Source organism: Paraburkholderia sp. GAS32 (assembly GCF_050434225.1).
In the GTDB taxonomy this organism is placed as follows: domain Bacteria; phylum Pseudomonadota; class Gammaproteobacteria; order Burkholderiales; family Burkholderiaceae; genus Paraburkholderia; species Paraburkholderia madseniana.
The window spans coordinates 141452-162976 of the sequence record NZ_JBNPVS010000018.1 but is presented as its reverse complement, the minus strand read 5'-3'; the positions used below and the strand labels follow the sequence as shown (position 1 = coordinate 162976).

The window sequence follows — 21525 nt, the reverse complement described above, 5'->3', positions numbered from 1 at the left end:
AGTCTGCGCAAACAGAACCGTTCGCTGATCGACGCGCTGGCTTTGGGCTTCGCCGGGTTCGTCGTTTCGCCGCTTCCGGCTGCTGAATAGTTACGCCGCCGCAAAGAAAGTAAGCAAAGAAAGCGGCTCAAACCGCTAATGCTAAGCGGGAACCGTGGCCTGCAAGTGGTAGTGGCTCCGTGGAATCCGGGATCGTGCACCTTCCAGCGCTTGTGACAAAGGTGTCATCAGCTCCCACTCCGCACTACGTGCGTCGCGGACGGGTCTGCATGGGAAACCAGGGGGCGTGCGAGTGCCTGTTCGTGCGGCAGGGATGCTTCAGAAAAGAGCTTTCTACTGCGGGGATGGGTGACTTGCGTTACTAAACGGCTTGTATGCTGGGCTTGTGTGTCCGGCTCGTACGTCTGATGGGGGTGGGCGGCACTTTCAAAGCCGCCTTGCCCGCCCATCTTCCGGTATTCCGGCCATCGCGTTCAATGCGACGGCAGGCCGGTTTCCAGTTGGCGCTGCAGTTCGCGGACCTGGCGTTGTGCGGCGCGCAGTTGGTCTTGCGCGGCAGCCTTCTGCTGTGCCAGCGCCGTTGCTTCGGCGCGGGTCTGCTGCTGCTGGTTCGCAACAATCGTCTGCTGCTGATGCGCAACGTCGAGGTCGGCCTGCAAGCGGTTGGCGCGGTCCTGCGACAACGCGATCATCCGCTCCGTGAACGCCTTCTGCGCTTCAAGCTGCGTGCGGCGAATCTCGACGTCCGACAGTTGCAGCGTCTGACGCACAAAATCCTTGTAGATCATGTCGGCACGCGTGGCGTCCTGCGTCTTGATGACGCGCCAGAAGTTCTTCTGCTGGAACAACGCCACGTAGTACGTCATCTCCTTGCCATAAAACAGCAAGCTCGCTCCATAGCTGCCGTTGTATGTCGTGCGCAATTCGCTCAGATCCGAACCCCGGATCATCTGCTGCAATTCCGCTACATTGCCCGCTGCAGACTGCTTGGCTTCGTCCGGCGTCAAGGCGCTCGTCTGCGCCTGAGTGGACGGCAACGCCATCGTCGTGCCCGGCTGGGAAACGACGCCAGCGCTCGATCCGCTATCCGGCAGAGCCTGCGCATTCACGCTCTGCACGGCCCCCATCGCGATGATTGCAGCCAGGGCAATCTGCCGTAGTTTCGACTTTCGGTCCATGTAAATCCTGCTTGAACAGTTTTTGTTTTAGTACAACCGTCTCATTATTACTCACTTTCGCGTGTTTCGGGCTCTTCGTCAAAAATTTGGTATTTGCGCATCTTTTCCCACAAAACCTTGCGGCTGATCCCCAGATATAGGGCCGTGTCCTGCCGGCGCCAACCGTTTGCGTCGAGCGCGGCCAGCACGCGGTTGCGCTCGGCCATGTCCCATTTGCTGCGGTCCACCAGCACCTCGGCGGCGCTCTCGGCCGGCACCGGCTGGCTGGTGCGCGCCAGCGCGAGCAGCCGTTGCAGGCGCGCCGCGTCCCACGCGCCGATCTGACGTACCGTCACGCCAATCCGCTCGGCCAGGTTGCGCAGTTCACGCACATTGCCAGGGAAGTAGGTGTCGGCCACCGCGTCGGCGAGCCAGTATGGCAGGTCCGGCAAGGCGGAGAGACGCTCGCTGCCGACGATCTGCGCAATGAACGCCTTGAAGATCGCAATCTTGTCGACCGCGCCCCGCTCTTCGAGGGACGGAATCTTCAACTCGATCACTGCAAGCCGATAGTAAAGATCGGCGCGGAAGGTGCCGTCCTTGACCAGTTGCGGCAGATGCTTGTTGGTCGCCGCCACCAGCCGGAAATCGAGCTTCACCGGCGTGGCCGAACCGATTCGCGTAACCGCGCTGTCTTCGAGCACGCGCAGCAGCTTGACCTGCTGGTAGAGCGGCAGATCGCCGATTTCGTCGAGGAACAGCGTGCCGCCGTCGGACTGCTCGAAGTAGCCCTTGTGCGCGACCACCGCGCCCGTGAACGAGCCTTTCGAGTGGCCGAAGAACAGCGATTCGAACAGACCATCCGGAATCGCGCCGCAGTTCACCGCGACGAACGGCCCCTGGCCGTAGCGGGTATGTTTTTCGTGCAGCAGTTGCGCGATGCGCTCCTTGCCGACGCCGGTTTCGCCGTGCACCAGCACGCTCGTGTCGCAGTCGGCAAACGTGTCGACTTCGTGCAGCAGCGCCTGCATGCACTCCGAGTTGGCGATCATCGCATCCGACTCGTGCGTCTTGGCGCTGTGCGCGCGCAATTGCAGCACCAGCTTCATGACCATGCCGCGCAATTCGGCGCAGGTGAAGTCGAGCGGCAGGATGTGCGAATAGTCGGACGGGTAAGTTGCCGGATCATGGTCGCGCGGCGCGGCGCCGACCCACACGACGGGAATGCCGTGCGCGGCCTGCCAGTCGCGCATGAGCAGCGCGCCGCTGTCGATCACCGACACGCTGATGATCGCGAGCGACGGCCGCAGCGCTGTCCGTTCAGGCGAGATCGCGATATCGTCCGCGCGGATCACTTCGACGTCGAAGCTCGCCATGCAGCGCGCGACCCGGTCGACGATGTCGGCCTTGCCTTCCCAGACGTAGATATCGAGTTCCTCGATTTTGGGGTTGGTTCTCATCTTGTCTTGGTTACGCTAGTTGACCAGTTGCGAGACGCCGCATGTCAGCGACATATTGTGGACCGTGGCGGTGCCGACCTGAATGCCCAGCAGCGAAAGCGTTGGGACAATGACGGTGTCGAGCAGGCCGAAGACCGGTTGCAGCAGAGGTGTCAGGGCGTTCGTCACGGCTGTAGTAATCCCCGTGAGGAGCGAAGAGATATCGATCAGATTGTTTAAAAGCGACACCTTCAGTATGTTGCCCAGATTCCCGAGCAATTGCGTGGTCAATACCGAAGCATCGCTGCCGAGCGCGTTGGAGTTCGCGCTCTGGCTGTAGTCAAAGTTACCGGACGACCCATTGAATACCAGCGGCGTAGTCGTACCGGGAGCAAGCTTCAAGGGCACATTGTTCAATACGACATTTGCGACGTGCGCGGTGAAACCGAGGAGCGTCGCCGTGACCGTTGCCACATTGACCGGTGCACTACACGATGCATCTCCAGCAATACAGGCTGTAAGAATGCCTGGAGTAACCTGAATCGTCGCGGTAGTGGCCGCCTTGGTGCTTTCGCAGTCGACCGGACTCAACGTCGCCTTGCCAGGCGCGACGGCCAACGTCACCACGAGCGGCGTACTCAGCGCTGAGATCGAAGCTGATACCAGTGGTGGCAAACCCACCGTTAATGTCGGCAACAGCGCCGGTACCAGACTGATGGTCGCATTGACCACCGCCGTGCGCGCCTGCGTGCGGAACACAGCATTCGCGCCGGTGCCTACCGTACCGCCCTCACCCACGGCCAGCACTGGCGGATTGATGACCTGCAACGAAATACCCGCCACACCGGCCAAGCCTGTCGTCACATTGATCACCGGCGCAACGCCGGTCGTTGGGTCCGGACGCTGCGCGATCTGCGCGGCAACCATTAACGCGTCGAAGGCATTGATCGTCGCGGTCGTCGCGGCATTCGGGTTGGCCAGTCCAAGTGAGAGAAGCCCAGGCGCAGATGTACCGCCGTCACCCACAGTGATGTTCTGACCGCCAGGAATCGCGACGGCCAGCGTCTGCAAAATCGCGGCGTTAACGGTATCGCCACCCGCCTGTAACGCCTTGACCATTGCGACCATCAGGGTCTGGTAACTCACCGTGGTGGTGAGCAGGCCCTGCATCGTCGATGCGCCCAGCGCCACCATCAGATCTTCCAGCTTGATATGCGCGGTCGCCAGACTCTGCGTGTCGCCCACGCTGAGCGACACGCTGGTATTCAGTAACCCACCAAGGATCGCGTTCAACAGCGCCGATTGCTGCGTGTTGATCGTCGCGATGCCGGTACTGAGCGAGAACGCATCGATGTTCGACGCGAACGCGGTGGACGTCGCCGTCACGGTGCGCGTCGGTCCGAGGAAGAAATAAGGTACCACCTGGCTCGTCTGCACCTGCACCGCATTGAGCGGGTTGCCGGTGGTGCCGAAGTAGGTATTGGAACTCGTGTCCCAGCGCCCGCAGGTCGTGTTGAGGATGGTCTTGGTGCCGTCGGCGGTGAAACCATTGGACGACGCATTCTGCTGCGCGGCCGTGGTCGCCGTCGTGCAGGCGCCCGACGTGCTGATGACCTGGACCGCAGCCATCGCCGCCAGATCCGCCGTGCGCTGCAACTGCCTGCGCACGAAAAACAGATTGCCGATATCGATCGCGCCGAGCGCCGCGATCGCGATGACCAGCCAGATCACCGCCAGAACCGCGATCGCGCCATGCTGGCGGCGCGCGCCAGACATCGGCGCGCGGCCGAGCCGCGCGCGCAGCGAGCGCGGATAGCGAGCGGCCACGGTAAAGGTCGAGGGGCTGCGCATGTCAGTACGAACCGCCCCCAGGGCCAGTCCCGCCGGTTGCGCCCATCGCGCCACCGCCGCTGCCTCCACCCCCGCTGCCGGAATTCAGCGCCGACCCGTACAGGTCGGGAATTTTGCTCTTGAACGATTCCATGTAACGACGGTAGGCAAGCCCGGCTTCGGCGCCGAGCATCGGCAGCGCGGGCGCGGCTTCCGTGTTGCTGCTTTGCAGGTCGAGCCATGCGCGGGTCGAGTGACCCACTTCGCTTGCTCGAACCATAGGCTCGGTGGCCTTTACCGGCTGAGCAGCGTCGTTTGTCTGCGCAACCGCTGAAGCCGCTACCCCCATCGCCACACCGAAGCACAGCCCCCACAGCACCGATGCCTTGCAGCCCCGCTTCGTTGTTCTGTCATTCATCTCGATTCCCCTGATTGCCTGATCGGTCACTGCGCGCTCATTGCGCGAAACGCTGCAATAAACGCGGCGCCGGTTCGATACCCTGCGCGCTCGCAACCGTGCCGGTGCCTGCGCCCGCCTGCCCGAACTGTTGTTGTGGTTGCGCCTGCGACCCGCGTGTTTGCGCGCGCCCCGCCGCGGCCACCTTCGCCGCATCGCTGCGAATCGCCGCACGCACGTCCGGCGTGAACTTCTGCTGGTTCATCACCGCCAGCGCCTGTGCCTGGTCACCGTTGGCGAGCAGATAAAGCACCATGTTGCTGACGATCTTCGGATTGTTCTGATCGAGCTCGGCCGCCTTCATAAGCGGTACGCGCGCGCCGTTCACATCGCCATCGCGCAGCTTCGCGTAGCCGAGATCCGACAGGGTCACCGCATTGGTCGGCGCGAGTTGCGCGGCCTGCTGCAGTTCCTGAGCCGCACGCGCAAAGTCGCCAGCCGCGCCGGCGATCAGACCAAGCCCTCGATAGCCGCGCGTAGCGAGCGGCGTCTTCAGCAGTTGGCCGTACGCGGTCGCGGCGGCGTCGGGCTGATCGGTCATCCGCAACGCGTCGGCGCGCAGCAAAATCGTGTCGGGGCTCGCACCGTACTGCTTCTCGTACGCGTCGATATGCGCGAGCGAGGCGAAGTAAAGCCCCTGCGACTGCATCTGATCGATCAGTCCGAGATACATGCCTGGCGTGTCCGGCGCGGGATCGCGATTGGCTTGCTGAGCCATCGCCGCTCGTTCGGCCTGCGGCCCGACGCCGTAACCCGCGACGTCTTTGGACGCGCACGCGCCGAGCAGGCACAACGCGGCCAGCGCCACGCTGCAGCGTGTGGCACGGCGCACGCTATCAGCCGGGCGCGTCAAAAATTCGAACGATAGACAGTGAGCCATTGCTAAATCCTTACCGATGCATCGTGCGCAACGAATGCTGGACAGCCAGCACGCCCGGGCCGGCTGTGACGATCATCAGCGCGGGCAATAATGTGATGATCATCACGCCGGTCATCTTCACGGCGAGACGGCCAATGCGTTCGCGCAACATCGCCCGGCGCGATTCGCGCAGGCGGTCGCCGAACTGCTTGAGCGGTTCCTGAACAGCGCCGCCGTGCCGGTCGACCTGTACCAGCAGGCGCACGACTGCGCGCAAATCTTCGTTGTCGTAACTCGAAGCCAACCGGTTCAGCGACTGCTCGCGGGTGCGGCCCGTCGCAAACTGGCGCTGCGCGATTTCCAGCTCGCTCGAGAGCACGGGCAGCATCGTGCGGAAATCGTTGACCATCACTTGCAAGCTCTGATCGAGCGACAAGCCCACGCCCTGCAGCAGGCGCAACAGATCGACCAGCAGCGGCAATTCGTCAACCACCCCGAGCCGGCGCTTGCTAGCTCGCCGCCTCAGGACGATCTTCGGCACCATGAAGCCCACCACGATCGAGATAACCACCAGCACGACGTAGCGCGGACCGTCCAGAGAGCCGCGGGCCAAGGTACCGACCAGCACCGGCAGCACCAGCGCGCCCGCCAGCCGCGCCACCAGAAACAGGCCGCGCGTGCGCGTATCCACGAAGCCGCACTGCTCAAGCAGGCGGCGGTCTTCTTCCGCCACGACCTGGCGACCGAACGGCGTGTCGAGCCAACGAATCCCGGTATGCGCAAAGCGCTCGAGCAGTCCTTTGAAACCCTTGGGCCGCACGTTTCGCAAAGCCGCGTTCGAGGCGCCCTGAGCGCCGTCCGCGCCACGTGCGGCCGCAGCGGCCGCGAGCGCCGCGGTCTGCAATGCGCGTTCGTCGAGCGCGTGTCTGAGCGTGCGTTCGCTGCGCCACACGGCGGCCACGCGCGCCAACACCAGCCCGGCAATCAACAGCAGCGCGAGCGCGGCCAGTGCCAGTGCGAGAGCGACGAGTTGATGGACTTGCATCGTCATGTCCTCAGACTCGTGAGGCGATACAGCAGATAGACGCCGGCGACCTGCAGGCCGAACGCCAGGTAGACGAGTTGCCGCCCGGTCGGATCGAACCACATTGAAGCGAAATATTTAGGATTGGAGAGGATCAGAAAACCGCCAATGCCGATCGGCAGCATCGCCAGAACCCATGAAGAAAGTCGCGTCTCCGCCGACATCGCCACGAGTTCGCGCTCGGCCTGTTCGAGATCGCGCATGAACGAGGACATGCGGTCGAGCATCACGTCGGCACGGCCGCCGTACTTGACCGACAGACGCAGCACGGCGCCAACCAGTTCGAGCTCGCGCACACCATAGATCAGCGCGACCTGAGACAGCGCGCGATCGATTTCGACACCGGTGCGCAGCATCCGCGAGACATAGTCCAGACATTCGCGCAGCGGCACCTCGGTGGTTTGCAACGCTGCCTGAAACGCCGCGGGCACGCTGTTGCCGAGCGTAATCAGACGCACGATACCGTCAAGGAACAGCGGCAATTGACGCACGATCTGTTGACGACGCTTGTTCGCGCGCATCGCCAGCAGAAAATAGATGAACATCGCGCACGCAATCAGCGTCGCGCCGGCGGCGAGGACGCCGCCTACCAACGCGGCCCAGGCGCACAGCAGCAGCACGATTGCGCCGGCAATCGCGGCAGGACCCTTGGCGCTGGCAATGCCCGCGCGAGCCGTCGCGTGTTGGACCATGAAGCGCACGCGCGCGCGCAGGTAGCGCCCTCGCGCGAGCCAGCCCGCATCGGCCGGCGGCGCTTGCGGTGCGATAATCGCAGACGCCGCGGCGGCACGCGCGGGCGCGACGCGCGGACCGCCTCCCGCACCACTCGCCAACCCGCCCGCCCCCGCGCCGCCCGGCATAGCCGCCGCCATGCGGCTATCGATATAACGCTCGGTGCTCGCCTGGTCTTTGCGTTGCGCGCCACGTTGCCATAGCAGCAACGCGAGCGCCACGCATAGCAGCGCGAGCGCCGCGAAGACCAGTACCACGCTAGACATTGAAGCCTCCGCCGAAGCCGCCACCGCCGCCTCCGAAGCCACCACCGCCGAAGCCCGCGTTACCAAACCCGTTCTGCGCCTCGCCACCGCCCAACGCCTGGCGGAAACGCGCCAGTTTCGGCGAGTGCGGGTGAATGCCGAGCGACACCCAGTTATCGAGTTCGTCGCCCTCGGCGGTCGCGACCGGCTCGTAGCGATAGAGCTCCTGCGTCGCGATGATGTTGTCCGACAGACCCGTGACCTCGGTGATCGACAGAATTCGCCGGCGCCCATTCGAAAGGCGGCCGATCTGCACGATGAAGTCGATCGCATTGGCGATCTGCCGGCGCAAGCTCGACTCCGTGCCCTGGAAGCCCGCGAACCCGGCCAGCATTTCGAGGCGGTACAGACATTCGCGCGGCGAACTGGCGTGCACGGTGCCCATCGAACCGTCGTGGCCGGTGTTCATCGCCTGCAGCATTTCGAGCACCTCACCGCCGCGCACTTCGCCGACGATGATGCGGTCCGGCCGCATCCGCAAGGTGTTGCGCAGCAGGTCGCGAATCGTCACGACGCCCGCGCCGTCGAAGCCGCCCGGACGGCTTTCGAGCCGCACCACGTGCGGGTGGTTCAGCGACAGCTCGGCCGTGTCTTCGATCGTCACGACCCGCTCCGGCTCGGGGATGTGGAACGCCAGCGCATTGAGCAGCGAGGTCTTGCCCGAACTCGTGCCGCCCGACACCAGCACGTTGCAGCGCGCGGCGACCGCCGCTTCGAGCAACGCGCCGATTTCCGGGTTGTAGGTGCCGTTGGCGAGCAGATCCTCGGGACGCATCGGATCTTTGCGAAATTTACGGATCGAGACGATCGGCCCGTCGATCGACAGCGGTTCGATCACCACATTCACACGCCCACCGTTCGGCAGGCGCGCGTCGACCATCGGATTCGATTCGTCCAGACGCCGCCCGATCGGCGCAAGAATGCGCCGCACGATCCGCAGCAGATGCGCGTTGTCGGCAAAGCGCACCTGAATCTTGGTCAGGATGCCGTGACGCGACACGTAGACGTCGTTGTAGCCGTTGATCAGAATATCTTCGACGGCCGGATCGGCGAGCAGATCCTCGATCGGGCCGAAGCCCGCCAGTTCCTTGGTCAGCGCCTCGGCGATCAACCGCACTTCGCTCTCGTTGATCGGAATCCGGCGCAGCCGTACGAAGCTGTCCATTTCCAGATCGACGAACTGGTTGATCGCGTTACGCGACCAGCGGCCGAACTCGGAGCCGAGTTCCTCGATACGCGTCAGCAGGTGTTCGTGCGCAGCGTTCTTGATGTCCTGGAACTGCTGGCTATGCGCAAACGAAGGCGCGTCGTCGGCAAATTCGATTTCTTTTGCCATCGTCTATGACCGCTTGTAAGTGGTTGGAATGAAGCGCTTGAGCGCGCCGAGCGCCGATTTGCTGCGTGCTTGCGCGGCCGCGCGCGCCGCGCCGCCGAGCCGTTCGATCAAGGGTTCGAGTGCGCGCACGTAGGGATCGCGCGCCGCGACATCGGCCAGCAGATGCCCCTGGTTGACCGCCTGGCCGAGCGAGATGCGCCGCTCCGGCAAGGTGGCGAGCAACGGAATATCCAGACGCTGGGCGATCTGCGCGGCGGCGAGACCGAGGTCGGCATCGAACTTGTTGACGATCAGCCGCACATTCGCCGTGTCCACGCCCTCTTCGCGCAACGCGTCGAGCACGCTGACCGCCGAAACGATCGAGGCGACGCCCTGATCGCACAACAGCCACGTTTCGTCGGCAGCCTGCACGACATGAGCAATGAACTCGCTATTGGTGAAGCCGCCGAGATCGACGATCTGCTGATCGAAGAACGCGCGCAGCCGATTCAGCAAACCGATCGATGATGAGTACGAGACCTCACGCATGTCAGCGAGATTCGGCGGCAGCGTGGTGAGCGCGAGACCGCTCGAATGATGCGACAGTGCGGTGTGCACGAAGGTCTGATCGAAGCGGCGCAGGTTGCGCACGGCTTCGACGAAATTGAATTCGCTGCGCGTATTCAGGAGCAGCGAGCCGTCGCCGGCCGGCAGGCCGAGATCGAGCAAGGCGGTTTGCCGTCCTTGCGCGACGTCGCGCCGTTGCAACATCACCGATAGATTCGCGGCCAGCGTGCTCACGCCCATGCCGATGCGCGCACCCAGCAGCGCAGTGACGTTGCCATGGCGGCTAACCGGTTCGACGAGATTGTCCAGAACCTGGCGCGTGATGCGCAACGCGTCTTCGGCGGGCGCGGACAGGTCGATGAAATCGCGCACGCCGGCACGCAGCGCGGCCAAGGCGCTTTCGGGCTCGGCGAGCGAACCGAGCGCGACAATCTGCATGCCGGGATAGGCCGCGCGCACCGCGCTCGCCGCGGCACTCGCCGCCGCGGCACGGCCGCCGGAAAAGTCGACGAACACCAGCGACGGATTCAGCGCCGCAATGCGTTGCATCAGCATCGAGGGATCGAGTGTGGCCACTTCGACCACACCTGCGCCCACCAGCGTATCGGCGAGCCAATGCACGTGTTCGTCGGCCAGCGACGCAAACACGAAATAATCGGTGACCGCCCGTTCAGTCAATGAATGCGTTCTCGCGTTCATGTTGGACATCCTTATGCGGCATGGGCTGCGAAGCCCCCGCGTCGTACTGCTTGCCAGCGGGCTCGCGCGGTTCGCGTGCATGCTGGCTCACTGCTCCACCGATCCGGCGCGCCGCCTGGGCGACCGCCGGCTTCACTTCGAAAATCCCGGCGCTGCGTCGCGCGCCGCCACACCACCAATCAGCGAGCGCCACACCGGCCCGTTACGCTGCTCGGACTGCTCGCCCGGCGTCGACGGCAAGGCCGCGCCCTTCGCGAGCGGTGACACCAGATGCGGCGTCACGATGATCACCAGCTCCTTCTCGTTCTGCTGGTAATTTAACTGCTTGAAGAAGGTGCCGATGATCGGCAGATCGCCGAGCAAAGGCACCTTCGAGACATTCGATGCGGTCTCGCGGTCGATCAGGCCGCCGATCACGAAGCTCTCGCCGTCGCCGAGTTCGACTGTGGTGTCGGCACGGCGCGTGGTGAACGCGGGCACCGACACGCCGCTGATCGTCACGGCGTTGGCGAAATCCAGTTGGCTCGCCTCGGGCGCCACCTTCAACGCGATGCGTTGCGGGCTCAACACGGTCGGCGTCAGCGTGAGTCCGACGCCGTACGGCTTGAATTCGATCGAGGTCGAACCGAGCGCCTGCGGCACGGGAATCGGCACTTCACCGCCGGCGAGGAAACTGGCACTCTGTCCGGACAAGGCCACGAGTGTCGGCTCCGCCAGCACGCGCGCGAGGTTGTTGCTCTCCAGCAGGCTCAGGTTCGCGAACAGCCCGTGCGTGGCGGAGTTGAAAATCAGGTTGAACGCTGACGAAATCGGCGTCGTAGCCGTCGTTTGCGGCTGCTGCCCCGCGGTCGCGGAAACCGAAGTTAGCGCCGATGGCGCAAACGAGCCAAACGAAAAGCCGTTGTTCTGCTTGAAGAAGTTGAAGCCCACTTCCTTGAGCACCGAGCGGCTGAACTCAACCACCCGCACATCAACCTGCACTATCGCGCGGCTCGCCACCGTCGACGTGTCGAACACCGCGCCATCCTTGCCGAGCGAGCCTTCCGCCGCGACCACGGCGCGCTGATGCGCCTCCATCGTCGCCGACGAGCCGGAGACCACCGCCGTGCCGCCGAGCACCTTGACGCTCGGCGTATCGGGCCCGAGCAGCGAAGCCGCTGCCGGCGTGATGACGTTGACCGTATAGATCAGTGGCGCCTCGCGATCGCTCGCCCACAGCATCAGGTTGGTCGTGCCCGCCGCCTTGCCGACCAGCAGTACGCCGCCGCGCTTGTCACCCTTGATGATCAGCACATCGGCCACTGCGGGGTCGCCTATCGCGACACGCTTCAGGGTGTGGCCGGTCGCGAGCGGTTGCTGCGCGCCAACCTTCAGGTCGATGGTTTGCGAGGGCGCAGCTTGAGCCGCCTGGGGCGCTTGTGCGGAATGCCCTTGCTGCGCCGGACCCGCCGCGTCAGTCGCAGCCGATACGGCGAGCAAGGCCAACCCGACCCACGCCACTTTCCCGAAAACAAAAATCCGTTCTGTCATGTAGTTTTGGACGCGTCCGGCCGCCCGCTCCCTGAAACTGCTTACCAGGCGACCGTCTCGGCGCGCCCACCCCGTATCACTTCGATACCGCTCTTTGTACTGTTTGTGTTACCCGCGACGCGCGTAGGCAGCTGCGGCATATGCGGCAACGGCGGCCGCGCACCGGCGCCTGCCGAATTGGTGCTTCCCGACAAGGCATCGAGCGACACGCCGGCCGCGGCGCGGGTCGAATCCTGCAGCGGCCCGGCCGCGCCGGCGGTGGCAACCGTCGTCAACACGCCGGGATAGGCTGGCAACGCATTTTGATCGACTACTTCGGCATCCTTTGGATTACGCAGCGCGAAGATCAGACGACCAGAGCTTTCGGCGAGCGTCAGGCGGTCCACATCGGCGACCGGCACCGCCAGCACCGCGGTGCGCACCATGCCGTTCGGGTCGCCGGCGCTGTCGCCGCTAGTGGTTGCGTTGCCGAACGCGAGCACGCGCACTTTCGACATCAGGAGACGCGCCTGAGTACGATCGATTTCGCCGCCGTTGCCGATGGCGCCGTCGCGCTTGAGCGTGAAAAACACGTCGACGAAATTACCCGGCCGTAACCGGTTGCCGACCGCATTGCCCTCGTCGACCCGCACGGCCAACGCGCGCTCGCCCGGCTCGATACGCTCGGCAAGTCCCGACGATAACTGGGCTTCGAGCACCGGCGAGTCCGCGCTGATTTCCGCGTTCGGCACGCGGCCGGCCAGTTGCGCCGGATCGGTGAAGGCGCCGTTCGGATTGATCGGCAGCGACTGCACGCGCAGTTGGTCGACAGCGATTGGCTTACCTGCTGGCAACGTGTGGGTGGCCACCACCACCGGGAAGCTTGCCTGCGTCGCAGGCGTCACGGCCACCGGCGCCGGACGACGCGACAGCGTCCATGCAAACAGACCCAGTAGCAATGCGACAGCGATCAGTACGCCGGCAAGAATTTTGGTCAGATTCGGCATGACGACTCACTGCTTCTGTTAAACGATGCCGTGCCGCGCGAGCGTTCGGAGTCGCGTCGACGGACATAAAGGCTGGGAGCCGGCGCATGCGTCACTGAATATTCTCCGGATTGAGTTGTACCGTAGCGCTGCTCGACAATGTATTGGGCAACGTGTAACTCAGCAGCGGCAAGGTCGGCACCAACGGATTGGCCTGGTAGTTGTAAGTCAGCAAAACGTTCACGCACTGCATCGTGTTGCCCGGGCCGCAGGGCGCGGAAGTCGACGTGCATTGCATGGATTGCACCAGCGTCGCGACCATCAGATTCGCCGCAGCGCAGGCGGCGTTGCCCCGATTGACGAGCGCGTTTTGCAGCGAGGTATTGCTCTGCCAGTTCAGCGCGGCGCGCGCGCCTTCTTCCGCCGCGAGCGTCAAGTTCTGCTGTGCCACGAAGATCAGACTGAAGGTGATGATCGAGTACAGGATCGTGAAGAACAGTGGAAACACCAGAGCAAACTCGATAGCCGTGGAGCCGCGCTGCGCGCGCGCGCAGCGTGTATGAATATGCTTGAGCGGCGAGTGCGCGGGCTGGGTTGTTACCCGTTTCATCGCACGCCCCCGGCCAGTCCTTGCAGCATGAGCCATGCACTGGCGGCCACAGTGAGGCATGCCGCGTACGGCGTGGAAGTTTTTCCAGCCAGTTCAAAAGTGACACCATGATGACGGACCAAACCAGCGAGCCGCGTTCGCGTCGTAATCAGCAGCCAGAGCGCATGCACGCCTGCGGCAAGACTAGCGGCCATCCAGAGACCGAGCAGCGCATGCATGCCGCACCACGCGCCGAGTACCGCAAATACCTTGACGTCCGCAGCACCCATGACGCCGAGCGCGAAAAATGGCAACAACGCGGCGAGGCCGACCAGCGCTCCAATAGCCGCTTGGGTCAACGAAACGCCGAAAGGCCCGCATTGAAGAAACGCGCAGGCGAATGCCGCCGTCAGACCGGCAACGACAACCGGATTGGAAATACGCCGACTGCGGCAGTCACTGATAGCGACCACCGCAGCCCAAGCGATAAATAACAAAATACCGACGGAGACATTCATTTCGAACTCGACAGGCGAAGCAACGCCACGCGAATTGCAATGCAATTCGCATTAGCCAATATGACGAAGCTTTAAGAAACGCCTGCGAAGCGGCCTACCGCAATAACGTCGGCTGCCTCGCGGGACGTTGCAGATTGCCCTTTACGCCGCAGGCGTTGCAGCGGTGATCTTGGTCGCGACGTCGCCCAACAGGGTCGAAAGGCTCGTGCCAACGTTCGTGACCGCCGTTGCGATGACGAGTACAACTAACCCCGCGATAAGACCATACTCGATGGCCGTCACGCCCTTGTTATCTCTCAGAAAGCGTTGTGTGAACTTTTTCATTTTTACCCTCGGACTTCATTTATTTCGTTTGTTTACGTGCTGCTTCAGATGACGGATTCTTCAGCGCTGCGGACCATTGGTCTCTCATTCCTGGTCCTGCGTGTTGCGCTGCGGAAGCACCGCCTTGCAGCCGGCTTCAATAAAACAGATGTCTATGAGCTGTCTGTTCGATTACGCACCTCCCCCGTCAATCCTTGATGCTTTCGGGTTTTATATCCGAACAATCATATTTAAGCAATTGTCCGCTGCCCCTAGCGCGACACCGTATGCGTTTTAACGCCGTACTCAGGTTAACGGCAGTTCGTGCGTTGCAGCACATAGGACTAACCATGAGTTAGATTTGCTGCACTAATTATTTGTTTGAACAGAACGTTTCAAGCGCCCGGGACCCTCCCGCTGCGCTTGCGTTACGCCGTGTTTCGTAACGGCGCGCGCGGCTCGTTACGTTACAAAGCCCTCGCAAACGTTTAGCGAATTCATATTCTCGCGGTATATCTGAGTTAGCAGACACTCCACCAATTCTTCGCAAAGCCATATCACGTATGGCTTCAAGCCCTTTTGAAAAAAAATCTTCTGCATTAATCAGTCGAAATGGCACGGCTCATGCAGAGGGAGGCACGCAGCAACACCCAATAACACATGCGATGCGAGGGCGACATGAACATTCAAACGGCCAACACCACACTTCGAACAAACCTGATTGCGGCCAGCGTGGCAGCGATGCTTTCTCTTGGCGCTTGCGGAGGCTCCGGAACCCTGAGTGCCGGCACCGGCGGCGGTAGCAGCTCCTCCGGCAACGCACTTTCCACCACCACCGGCAGCGGAAGCGGTTCGATGGGCTCAGGCGGTTCCGGCACGAACACCAGCGGCAACGGCTCGGGAAGCGGCTCCGGCACAGGCACCGGAACAGGAACGGGTACCGGCACAACCCCGGTCGCGAATGCGCTCGGCACGGTCGTCGGCAACACCGGCGGCGTGGTCAACGATACCGGCTCGACGGTCTCGAGCATCGGTACCGTGATCGGTTGGCAAACCTTGCCCGGCGTGAGTTCGCAAACCACCCAGGCCGCCGGCGGGATCGTGCAGCAAGTCGGCTCGGCGGTCTCGACGCTCGGCACCGGTGTATCGCAAGGGCTCGGCCAGCTCGGCACCGGCGGTGACGCGGTCGGCACGACGGTCTCGAGCCTCGGTGGCGTGGTCGGTCATGTCGGCGGCGCTGTGACGGATGCAGGCAGCCTCGTGACGAGCCTCGGCAGCGGCCCGCTCGCGCCGCTGGCAGCCATCACCACGCCGCTCGGCGGCGTCGTCAATACGCTTGGCAATGCGGTCACCAATGGCGGCAGCACGCTCACCACCGCGCTCTCGACGGGCCCGGTCCAGCAAATCACGCAAACACTCAGCACCGCGATCACGCCGATTACGTCGATGGTCGCGGCGACCACGCAGACGGTCGGCAACACGACCGGCCTCGGCGCACCGCTGAACGGCCTGCTCGCGACCCTCGGCGGCGGCCTCGGCCAAGCCGGCACGCTGATCAGCGCAACCGGCGGCAATCCGATCACGGCGGCTCTTGGCCATACGGTGACGGACACGGGCACCACGGTCGCGTCGGTGGGCGGCCTGCTCACCGGCAGCACGGGCGGCAATCCGCTTGCTCCGCTCACCAGCGCGCTCGGCGGCCTGACCGGCGGCACCAGCAGCGGCCCACTTGGTCCGCTCACCAGCGTACTCGGTGGCTTGACCGGCGGTACCAGCAGCGGCCCGCTCGCTCCGCTCACCAGCGTGCTCGGCGGCTTGACCGGTGGCACCGGCAGCGGCCCGCTTGCTCCGCTCACCGGCGTGCTCAGCAGCGTAACAGGGGGGCTGGGCGGTGCATCGAGTGGCAGCAGCCCGTTGGCGCCTGTCACGGGTCTGCTCTCGAGCGTGACCAACGGCCTGAGCAGCGCGACCGGCGGCAGCAGCAGCCCGCTCGCCCCGGTTACCGGCTTGCTGGCGAGCGTCACCGGCGCGCTCGGCGGCGTCACGACAACGGCGGCCGCCACGCCGTCCGCGACGACGACCACCACCACCTCGAGCCCCGGCCTGTCGCTGTCGAGCACCAGCGGCAAAGGATCGGGCAGCAACCCGCTCGCTCCGGTGACGTCGCTCGTCGGCGGCCTGCTTGGTGGCCTGACGAAGAAGTAAGCAGCGCCGTCGAAAGAAGCGCAGTGACCGGCACCCGGAGTGCGGCCCGCCAGCCGTCCCCCGGCTCCGCCGGAACCTGAATGAAATTGAGCCGCGCCGCTCGGACACCCGTTGCACAGGCGCACGCAAACCACGCACACGACACCTAGAAGATACTGAGGAGCACCTATGTCCAGCCAACGTTTTTTTACTCTCCATGCGGCGTGCGCGACAGTGTCGTCGTTGCGCGCACCGTTGATCGCCGTTGCAGTCGCAGGTTTGCTCGCCGCGTGTGGCGGCAATGGCGTCACTGCGCCACCGAGCGTAGCCGCTGGCGGTAGCTCTAGCGGCGGGGGTTCGACGAGCGGCGGCCCGACCCCCAGCACGTCGTCGGGCACGACCGGCGTCGCCACCGCCGCCGCGCAGACCACCAGCGACCTCGGCGACACGATCGCCTCGCAGACCATCCCGGGCCTCAGCCCGCAGGTCACGCAAGGTCTCGGCAACGCGGTGTCGAGCACAAGCGGCACACTGAATTCACTCGCCAACGCAGTGAGCGGCGGCGTCGGGCAAATCGGCACGACCTCCACTCCGGTCGGCACCACGGTCGCCGGACTCGGCTCGGTAGTCAGTTCGACAAGCGGCGTCGTGCAAGGTCTGAGCACCGCGGTCGGCGGGCTCGGCACCGGCAATCTCGCGCCGCTGTCGCCGCTCACCACGCCGCTGGCAACGGTCCTCTCCACTACCGCCGGTGCCCTGAACGCCGGTGGCGTGACGCTCGGCAATTCGCTGGCCTCCGCGCCGGTGCAGCAGATCACCCAGCCGATCAGCACCGCGATCACGCCGATCGTGCAGACCGTCGGACTCGTGACGCAGACGGTCGGCACGCAGACCGGCCTCGGCGCGCCGGTGGGCGGCCTGCTCGCGCAAATCGGCGGCACGTTGAGTTCGACCAGCTCGCAAGTCGGCGCGGCAACGAAGAACCCGATCGGCGCCGATCTCGGCAACCTGGTCGGCTCGCTCGGCAACACGGTGACGAATGCCGGCGGCCTCGTCAATCCGAACGGCCCGAATGGCGCGAATCCGATTCCCGGCTTGATTACGAGCCTCGTCGGCAGCACGAACGTGGCCGTCGTCAATGGGCCGCCTGCTAACGGCAGCCCGTTCGGCCCGCTGCAAAACTCGCTCGCGAGTCTCGGGCTCGGCAGCAACCCGCTCGGTTCCGTGTCGACGCTGCTCGGCGGCACACCGCTGTCCGGCCTGACCTCGGCGTTGAGCGGCACGCCCTTGAGTTCGCTGACTTCGGGTGGCTCGCCCTTGAGTTCGCTGACTTCGGGTGGCTCGCCGCTGAGTTCGCTGACTTCGGTGCTGGGTGGCACGCCCTTGAGTTCGCTCACCTCGGCGCTGGGCGGCTCGGGTAGCGCATCGAATCCGTTGTCGACGCTGACCGGCGCGCTCTCCGGCGTCACCAGCAGCGCCTCGGGCAGCAGCGGCAGCAACCCGCTCGCCCCAGTGACCGCCCTCGTCGGCCAGTTGACCGGCACGCTCAGCTCGGCGGCAGGTTCGACAAGCGGCTCGGGTAGTGCGACGGGCGGCTTGACGACATTGCTCGGCGGCCTGGTGCCGGTGAGCCATAAGTAGTCCGCATAAGTCGCTCGTTGATGCCGCGCATAGAAGGCGTCCCGTTGGACGTCCCGCTATGTAGCGTGCATAAGCAGTCCGCCTCATCACGTGCTCCGCGCTTTTTGCAGCCAATGCTCAAGCCCCACGGAGCACGTGACGTAATACATGCAAGCATGGCAGTATGCGTCGAGCCACACATAAGCGATCGCGACCAGCCCGGCCTGGCGGCGCGTCCGCAAGACAAGAACGGCATACGAGGAAAATCCGATGAAACTCGGGTACGGTAGTAAATGGACCCTCCTGCTCGCGGCGATCGCGGCAAGCGGGATGCAAGTAGCAGCACACGCGCAGTCACGCCCAGCCGGCCCGACCGTCGGCGGCAATCCTCTCGATTCGCTGCCGCAGATCAAGGCGCCCGACAAAGGCCCGAACGTGACCATGCAGGTCACGCCGCAAGCCCCCCAACTTCAGGAACTGCTCGCCCGCCATCTGACGCCTTCAAAGATTCAGGTCGAGGGCGTAAAGTCCATTCCGTTCGACGAAGTCGCGCAGCGCTTCACGCCGCTCGTCGGCAAAGACACCACCATCGGCGATCTGATTCAGGTCGCCAACGGCGTTACGAAGCTGTATCAGGATCGCGGCTATGCGCTCTCGTTTGCGTTCATTCCCGCGCAGACGTTCGACGACGGCGTGGTGCGCGTGACGGTGGTCGAAGGCTATGTGTCCGCGGTCAAGGTGACAGGCAAGCCGGGCGCGGTCGAAGACAAGATCCGCGCGATCGCCGACCATATCGTCGCCGACCGGCCGTTGCGGCGTGCCACCTTCGAGCGTTACATCAACGTGCTGGGTCTGTTGCCCGGCGTGAAAGTCGCGGCCAACGTGGCGCCACCGCAAAATACCGACGGCGCCACCACACTCGAATTGAACGTGGACCGCAAACCGTTCGATCTCAGCACGGGTATCGACTTCAATCATCCCGGCGTGCAAGGCCTGTTGACGGCCACCGAAAACGGCCTGACCGCGCTTGGCGAACAACTGAGCGTGTCTGCGTTGCTGCCGAAGGGCCGCGACAACGTCACCTATCTCGCCGCGCACGCCACGGTGCCGATCGGCAGCAATGGACTGATCGGGAAGATCGATGCGTCGCACTATCGCGGCAATCCCACCGACAATCCCGGCCTGCCCTCCTTTATCGAGCGTACGGTCATCAACGATAAGGTCGGCGGCTCGCTGGCGTATCCGATCCTGTTGAGCAACAAGCAGAGCGTGATCGGCACGGCCTCGGTCTATGCGTCGCACGACGAAGATCGCTACAACAACCATAACACCGGCGCGCAGATCGGCTTTCGCTCGCAGGTACGGGTGCTGCAACTGCAGGCCGACTACACCAACGTGGAAACCGGCCAGGTGCGTCGCGCGAGTATTAACGTGGCGAAGGCTTTCGATATCCTTGGTGCGTCGAAATCCGGCGACTCGAACGTTCCCGGCACGACGGTCACGAATCCGGCGTCGATCAACTTCGTGCGGACCGGTGCAAGCTTTTCGCAAACCAACGAGTGGCCGCTGAAGATCGGCACCGCGGTTTCGCTGACCGGTCAGTACAGCGGCGTCTCGCTGCCGACGTCGGAACAGATCTCGTTCGGCGCGCAACGTTTTGCCCAGGGTTATGAACCGGGCGAAGCGTCGGGCGATTCGGGCTGGGGCGCGATGTTCGAAGTCAATCGGCCATTCACGCCGGGTTTCACCTATCTGCGCACCTTCACACCGTATGTCTCGTTCGACATGGCCCGCGTGTATCTGCATGCGGGCACGCCCTCGCCGTCGAAGCTGTCGTCGATTGCGTTCGGCTTCCGGATCTCGGACGCGAAGTACTACAGCCTGGATTTGTCGGTGGCCAAACCGATCGGCGATGCACCGGTGGAAAGCGCGTCGCGCAGCCCACGCATCAACGCGACGTTCTCGTATCAGCTCAACTGAAGTTCGAAAGTGCCGCGTCCTGATTAGAGGTTCCACTATCAAACGACACGCGCACTTTCACGTATTCTGCGCTGACGGTGTGCGACCCGCGGCTCCCAGGTCGCGGGGGGCGCACGCCGATGTGGTCGAAGTGGAATCTGAGAGGCAATACCAGGCATCACGGCAGTCGGCAACTGAAGACCGCCCGAGATGCCAATAACGCCGCGCGACCATGATCGCGCCGTCTTTAATCAAGGAGGAAGACAATGATGCAATTCACTCAACACGCGCGCGCAATCGCGCTTCGCACAGCCAAACATGCCGCCCTCGCCGGCGTGCTGCTCGTCAGCGCCGTCACGGCAATGGCGCAGGCCGATTCTCCGGTCGGCACGTGGCAAACCATTGACGACAGCACCGGCCAGCCCAAGGCACTCGTGCAAATTGCACAGGACAGCAGCGGCTCGCTGAGTGGCAAGGTGATCAAGGGACTCGGTGCGAACGATAAACCGGATCGCCGCTGCACTGAATGTACGGACGCGCGCAAGGACCAGTTGATTCTCGGCATGACGATCATCAACGATATGAAAAAGGACGGCGACGGCTGGGATCAAGGGCAGATTCTCGACCCGGAAAACGGCAAGGTCTACAAGTGCAAGATGCACCTTGAAGACGGTGGGAACAAGCTGGTGGTGCGTGGCTACATTGGCGTTTCGCTGCTGGGCCGCTCGCAAACCTGGATTCGCCAACAGTAACGCCAGCAATAACGAGCGCGTCGTTCAGGCGCCAATGCCTGACGCGCGAAGCTGATGTTCCATTAAGGCCGCATCTGCTGCCAGAATGGAACCAGAAAAAACGGCCGACGATCGCTATCGTCCGGCCGTTTTTTTGTTTGCGTCTGGCTGGTTGAAGTTGTCATGCAGCGTGCTTGAAGGGCGACGTATACGCGAACGGCGAAGACGGTAACGGCTTGACCGATGCCGGGCTGTACGCCGGGGGCACTGCTGCGGGCACCTTTTCTGCGTCAACGCTCTTCTGTTCCGCGCCCACATGCGTGCGCATGCGCGCTTCCATCAGCTTGCAGAGTTCTTCGCTCGATGCGCCAAACAACTGGTCCATGATGCGCTTGAGTACGCCGGACTCGTACCATGCCTTGAAGCGGCGATGGCAGGTCTGATACGACGGATATTTGCGCGGCATGGCGGACCAGGTCGCGCCGCTATACATCACCCACAGCACGCCGTTGAGCACGGAGCGCGTGTTGGCGAGCGGCCGGCCACGCAGTTCGGAACGCGGACGCAGTTCAGGGAGCAACGGTGCAACACGTTGCCATTCTTCATCATTGATATCACGGTACGGATTCATGGCTTCTCCTTTGTCAGAACCATGACAAATAAGATATCCAGTCCTCCGCGG

General features: G+C 63.7%; 19 protein-coding genes. 4 read left to right on the top strand and 15 right to left on the bottom strand.

Annotated features, from left to right (window positions below):
- Positions 1 to 473 precede the first annotated feature (473 nt).
- The 14 genes from P3T25_RS22440 to P3T25_RS22375 all read right to left on the bottom strand — a co-directional run bounded on the left by P3T25_RS22440 (position 474) and on the right by P3T25_RS22375 (position 14370).
- Positions 474 to 1178 carry a DUF2968 domain-containing protein gene (locus tag P3T25_RS22440; protein WP_154564901.1) on the bottom strand — a complete coding sequence of 235 codons (705 nt, stop codon included), beginning with the start codon at positions 1176 to 1178 and terminating at the stop codon, positions 474 to 476.
- 47 nt (positions 1179 to 1225) lie between these two features.
- Positions 1226 to 2617 (bottom strand): sigma 54-interacting transcriptional regulator, encoded by a 1392-nt coding sequence (locus P3T25_RS22435; RefSeq protein ID WP_093632485.1) that lies wholly within the window; start codon positions 2615 to 2617, stop codon positions 1226 to 1228.
- Positions 2618 to 2632: 15 nt separating this feature from the next.
- A complete protein-coding gene (locus tag P3T25_RS22430; protein ID WP_154564903.1) occupies positions 2633 to 4447 on the bottom strand; it encodes a TadG family pilus assembly protein in 1815 nt (604 codons plus the stop codon).
- A gap of 1 nt (position 4448) precedes the next feature.
- Positions 4449 to 4844: a DUF3613 domain-containing protein gene (locus tag P3T25_RS22425; RefSeq protein ID WP_154564905.1), complete on the bottom strand. Its 396-nt coding sequence runs from the start codon at positions 4842 to 4844 to the stop codon at positions 4449 to 4451.
- A 37-nt stretch (positions 4845 to 4881) separates the two neighbouring features.
- Positions 4882 to 5763: a tetratricopeptide repeat protein gene (locus tag P3T25_RS22420; protein WP_429358970.1), complete on the bottom strand. Its 882-nt coding sequence runs from the start codon at positions 5761 to 5763 to the stop codon at positions 4882 to 4884.
- Positions 5764 to 5773: 10 nt separating this feature from the next.
- Positions 5774 to 6787, bottom strand: coding sequence for a type II secretion system F family protein (locus tag P3T25_RS22415; RefSeq protein ID WP_154564907.1), 1014 nt, complete (start codon positions 6785 to 6787; stop codon positions 5774 to 5776).
- 2 nt (positions 6788 to 6789) lie between these two features.
- Positions 6790 to 7824: a type II secretion system F family protein gene (locus P3T25_RS22410; RefSeq protein WP_408516284.1), complete on the bottom strand. Its 1035-nt coding sequence runs from the start codon at positions 7822 to 7824 to the stop codon at positions 6790 to 6792.
- Positions 7817 to 9199 carry a CpaF family protein gene (locus tag P3T25_RS22405; protein WP_154567854.1) on the bottom strand — a complete coding sequence of 461 codons (1383 nt, stop codon included), beginning with the start codon at positions 9197 to 9199 and terminating at the stop codon, positions 7817 to 7819. The genes P3T25_RS22410 and P3T25_RS22405 overlap by 8 nt, the downstream gene beginning before the upstream one ends.
- Before the next feature lie 3 nt (positions 9200 to 9202).
- Entirely contained in the window at positions 9203 to 10444 is a 1242-nt protein-coding gene (locus tag P3T25_RS22400; protein WP_154567852.1) for a fimbrial protein, read from the bottom strand.
- A gap of 132 nt (positions 10445 to 10576) precedes the next feature.
- Positions 10577 to 11974 carry a type II and III secretion system protein family protein gene (locus P3T25_RS22395; RefSeq protein ID WP_171926853.1) on the bottom strand — a complete coding sequence of 466 codons (1398 nt, stop codon included), beginning with the start codon at positions 11972 to 11974 and terminating at the stop codon, positions 10577 to 10579.
- A 41-nt stretch (positions 11975 to 12015) separates the two neighbouring features.
- The gene (gene cpaB, locus P3T25_RS22390) at positions 12016 to 12960 is read right to left on the bottom strand and encodes a Flp pilus assembly protein CpaB (protein WP_429358969.1); all 945 of its coding nucleotides are present in this window, start codon (positions 12958 to 12960) and stop codon (positions 12016 to 12018) included.
- A 91-nt stretch (positions 12961 to 13051) separates the two neighbouring features.
- Positions 13052 to 13549: a TadE/TadG family type IV pilus assembly protein gene (locus P3T25_RS22385; RefSeq protein ID WP_154567916.1), complete on the bottom strand. Its 498-nt coding sequence runs from the start codon at positions 13547 to 13549 to the stop codon at positions 13052 to 13054.
- On the bottom strand, positions 13546 to 14046 hold the full coding sequence (locus P3T25_RS22380; protein WP_154567918.1) for an A24 family peptidase: 501 nt from the start codon (positions 14044 to 14046) through the stop codon (positions 13546 to 13548). The genes P3T25_RS22385 and P3T25_RS22380 overlap by 4 nt, the downstream gene beginning before the upstream one ends.
- Before the next feature lie 141 nt (positions 14047 to 14187).
- Complete coding sequence (locus P3T25_RS22375) at positions 14188 to 14370, bottom strand: Flp family type IVb pilin (RefSeq protein WP_154567920.1); 183 nt, start codon at positions 14368 to 14370, stop codon at positions 14188 to 14190.
- 657 nt (positions 14371 to 15027) lie between these two features.
- Between P3T25_RS22375 and P3T25_RS22370 the strand changes: the two genes are divergently transcribed.
- From P3T25_RS22370 to P3T25_RS22355, 4 genes are all read left to right on the top strand, one after another.
- A complete protein-coding gene (locus P3T25_RS22370; RefSeq protein WP_429358968.1) occupies positions 15028 to 16554 on the top strand; it encodes a collagen-like triple helix repeat-containing protein in 1527 nt (508 codons plus the stop codon).
- A gap of 168 nt (positions 16555 to 16722) precedes the next feature.
- Complete coding sequence (locus P3T25_RS22365; RefSeq protein ID WP_429358967.1) at positions 16723 to 18174, top strand: collagen-like triple helix repeat-containing protein; 1452 nt, start codon at positions 16723 to 16725, stop codon at positions 18172 to 18174.
- A gap of 249 nt (positions 18175 to 18423) precedes the next feature.
- Positions 18424 to 20133: a ShlB/FhaC/HecB family hemolysin secretion/activation protein gene (locus P3T25_RS22360; protein WP_154565226.1), complete on the top strand. Its 1710-nt coding sequence runs from the start codon at positions 18424 to 18426 to the stop codon at positions 20131 to 20133.
- A 245-nt stretch (positions 20134 to 20378) separates the two neighbouring features.
- A complete protein-coding gene (locus tag P3T25_RS22355; protein WP_154565227.1) occupies positions 20379 to 20864 on the top strand; it encodes a DUF2147 domain-containing protein in 486 nt (161 codons plus the stop codon).
- Between the two features lie 160 nt (positions 20865 to 21024).
- Here P3T25_RS22355 and P3T25_RS22350 read toward each other — a convergent pair whose 3' ends face one another.
- A complete protein-coding gene (locus tag P3T25_RS22350) occupies positions 21025 to 21474 on the bottom strand; it encodes a transposase (protein WP_171926858.1) in 450 nt (149 codons plus the stop codon).
- Between the last annotated feature and the right edge of the window lie 51 nt (positions 21475 to 21525).

Excerpts from the sequence above, each read along its gene's own strand:
- P3T25_RS22375 (WP_154567920.1), bottom strand. The coding sequence starts at position 14,370 with ATGAAAAAGTTCACACAACGCTTTCTGAGAGATAACAAGGGCGTGACG.
- P3T25_RS22440 (WP_154564901.1), bottom strand. The coding sequence starts at position 1,178 with ATGGACCGAAAGTCGAAACTACGGCAGATTGCCCTGGCTGCAATCATC.
- P3T25_RS22370 (WP_429358968.1), top strand. The coding sequence starts at position 15,028 with ATGAACATTCAAACGGCCAACACCACACTTCGAACAAACCTGATTGCG.
- P3T25_RS22360 (WP_154565226.1), top strand. The coding sequence starts at position 18,424 with ATGAAACTCGGGTACGGTAGTAAATGGACCCTCCTGCTCGCGGCGATC.
- P3T25_RS22400 (WP_154567852.1), bottom strand. The coding sequence starts at position 10,444 with ATGAACGCGAGAACGCATTCATTGACTGAACGGGCGGTCACCGATTAT.
- P3T25_RS22430 (WP_154564903.1), bottom strand. The coding sequence starts at position 4,447 with ATGCGCAGCCCCTCGACCTTTACCGTGGCCGCTCGCTATCCGCGCTCG.
- P3T25_RS22385 (WP_154567916.1), bottom strand. The coding sequence starts at position 13,549 with ATGAAACGGGTAACAACCCAGCCCGCGCACTCGCCGCTCAAGCATATT.
- P3T25_RS22420 (WP_429358970.1), bottom strand. The coding sequence starts at position 5,763 with ATGGCTCACTGTCTATCGTTCGAATTTTTGACGCGCCCGGCTGATAGC.
- cpaB (WP_429358969.1), bottom strand. The coding sequence starts at position 12,960 with ATGCCGAATCTGACCAAAATTCTTGCCGGCGTACTGATCGCTGTCGCA.
- P3T25_RS22415 (WP_154564907.1), bottom strand. The coding sequence starts at position 6,787 with ATGCAAGTCCATCAACTCGTCGCTCTCGCACTGGCACTGGCCGCGCTC.
- P3T25_RS22350 (WP_171926858.1), bottom strand. The coding sequence starts at position 21,474 with ATGAATCCGTACCGTGATATCAATGATGAAGAATGGCAACGTGTTGCA.
- P3T25_RS22435 (WP_093632485.1), bottom strand. The coding sequence starts at position 2,617 with ATGAGAACCAACCCCAAAATCGAGGAACTCGATATCTACGTCTGGGAA.
- P3T25_RS22355 (WP_154565227.1), top strand. The coding sequence starts at position 20,379 with ATGATGCAATTCACTCAACACGCGCGCGCAATCGCGCTTCGCACAGCC.
- P3T25_RS22365 (WP_429358967.1), top strand. The coding sequence starts at position 16,723 with ATGTCCAGCCAACGTTTTTTTACTCTCCATGCGGCGTGCGCGACAGTG.
- P3T25_RS22405 (WP_154567854.1), bottom strand. The coding sequence starts at position 9,199 with ATGGCAAAAGAAATCGAATTTGCCGACGACGCGCCTTCGTTTGCGCAT.
- P3T25_RS22395 (WP_171926853.1), bottom strand. The coding sequence starts at position 11,974 with ATGACAGAACGGATTTTTGTTTTCGGGAAAGTGGCGTGGGTCGGGTTG.
- P3T25_RS22380 (WP_154567918.1), bottom strand. The coding sequence starts at position 14,046 with ATGAATGTCTCCGTCGGTATTTTGTTATTTATCGCTTGGGCTGCGGTG.
- P3T25_RS22425 (WP_154564905.1), bottom strand. The coding sequence starts at position 4,844 with ATGAATGACAGAACAACGAAGCGGGGCTGCAAGGCATCGGTGCTGTGG.
- P3T25_RS22410 (WP_408516284.1), bottom strand. The coding sequence starts at position 7,824 with ATGTCTAGCGTGGTACTGGTCTTCGCGGCGCTCGCGCTGCTATGCGTG.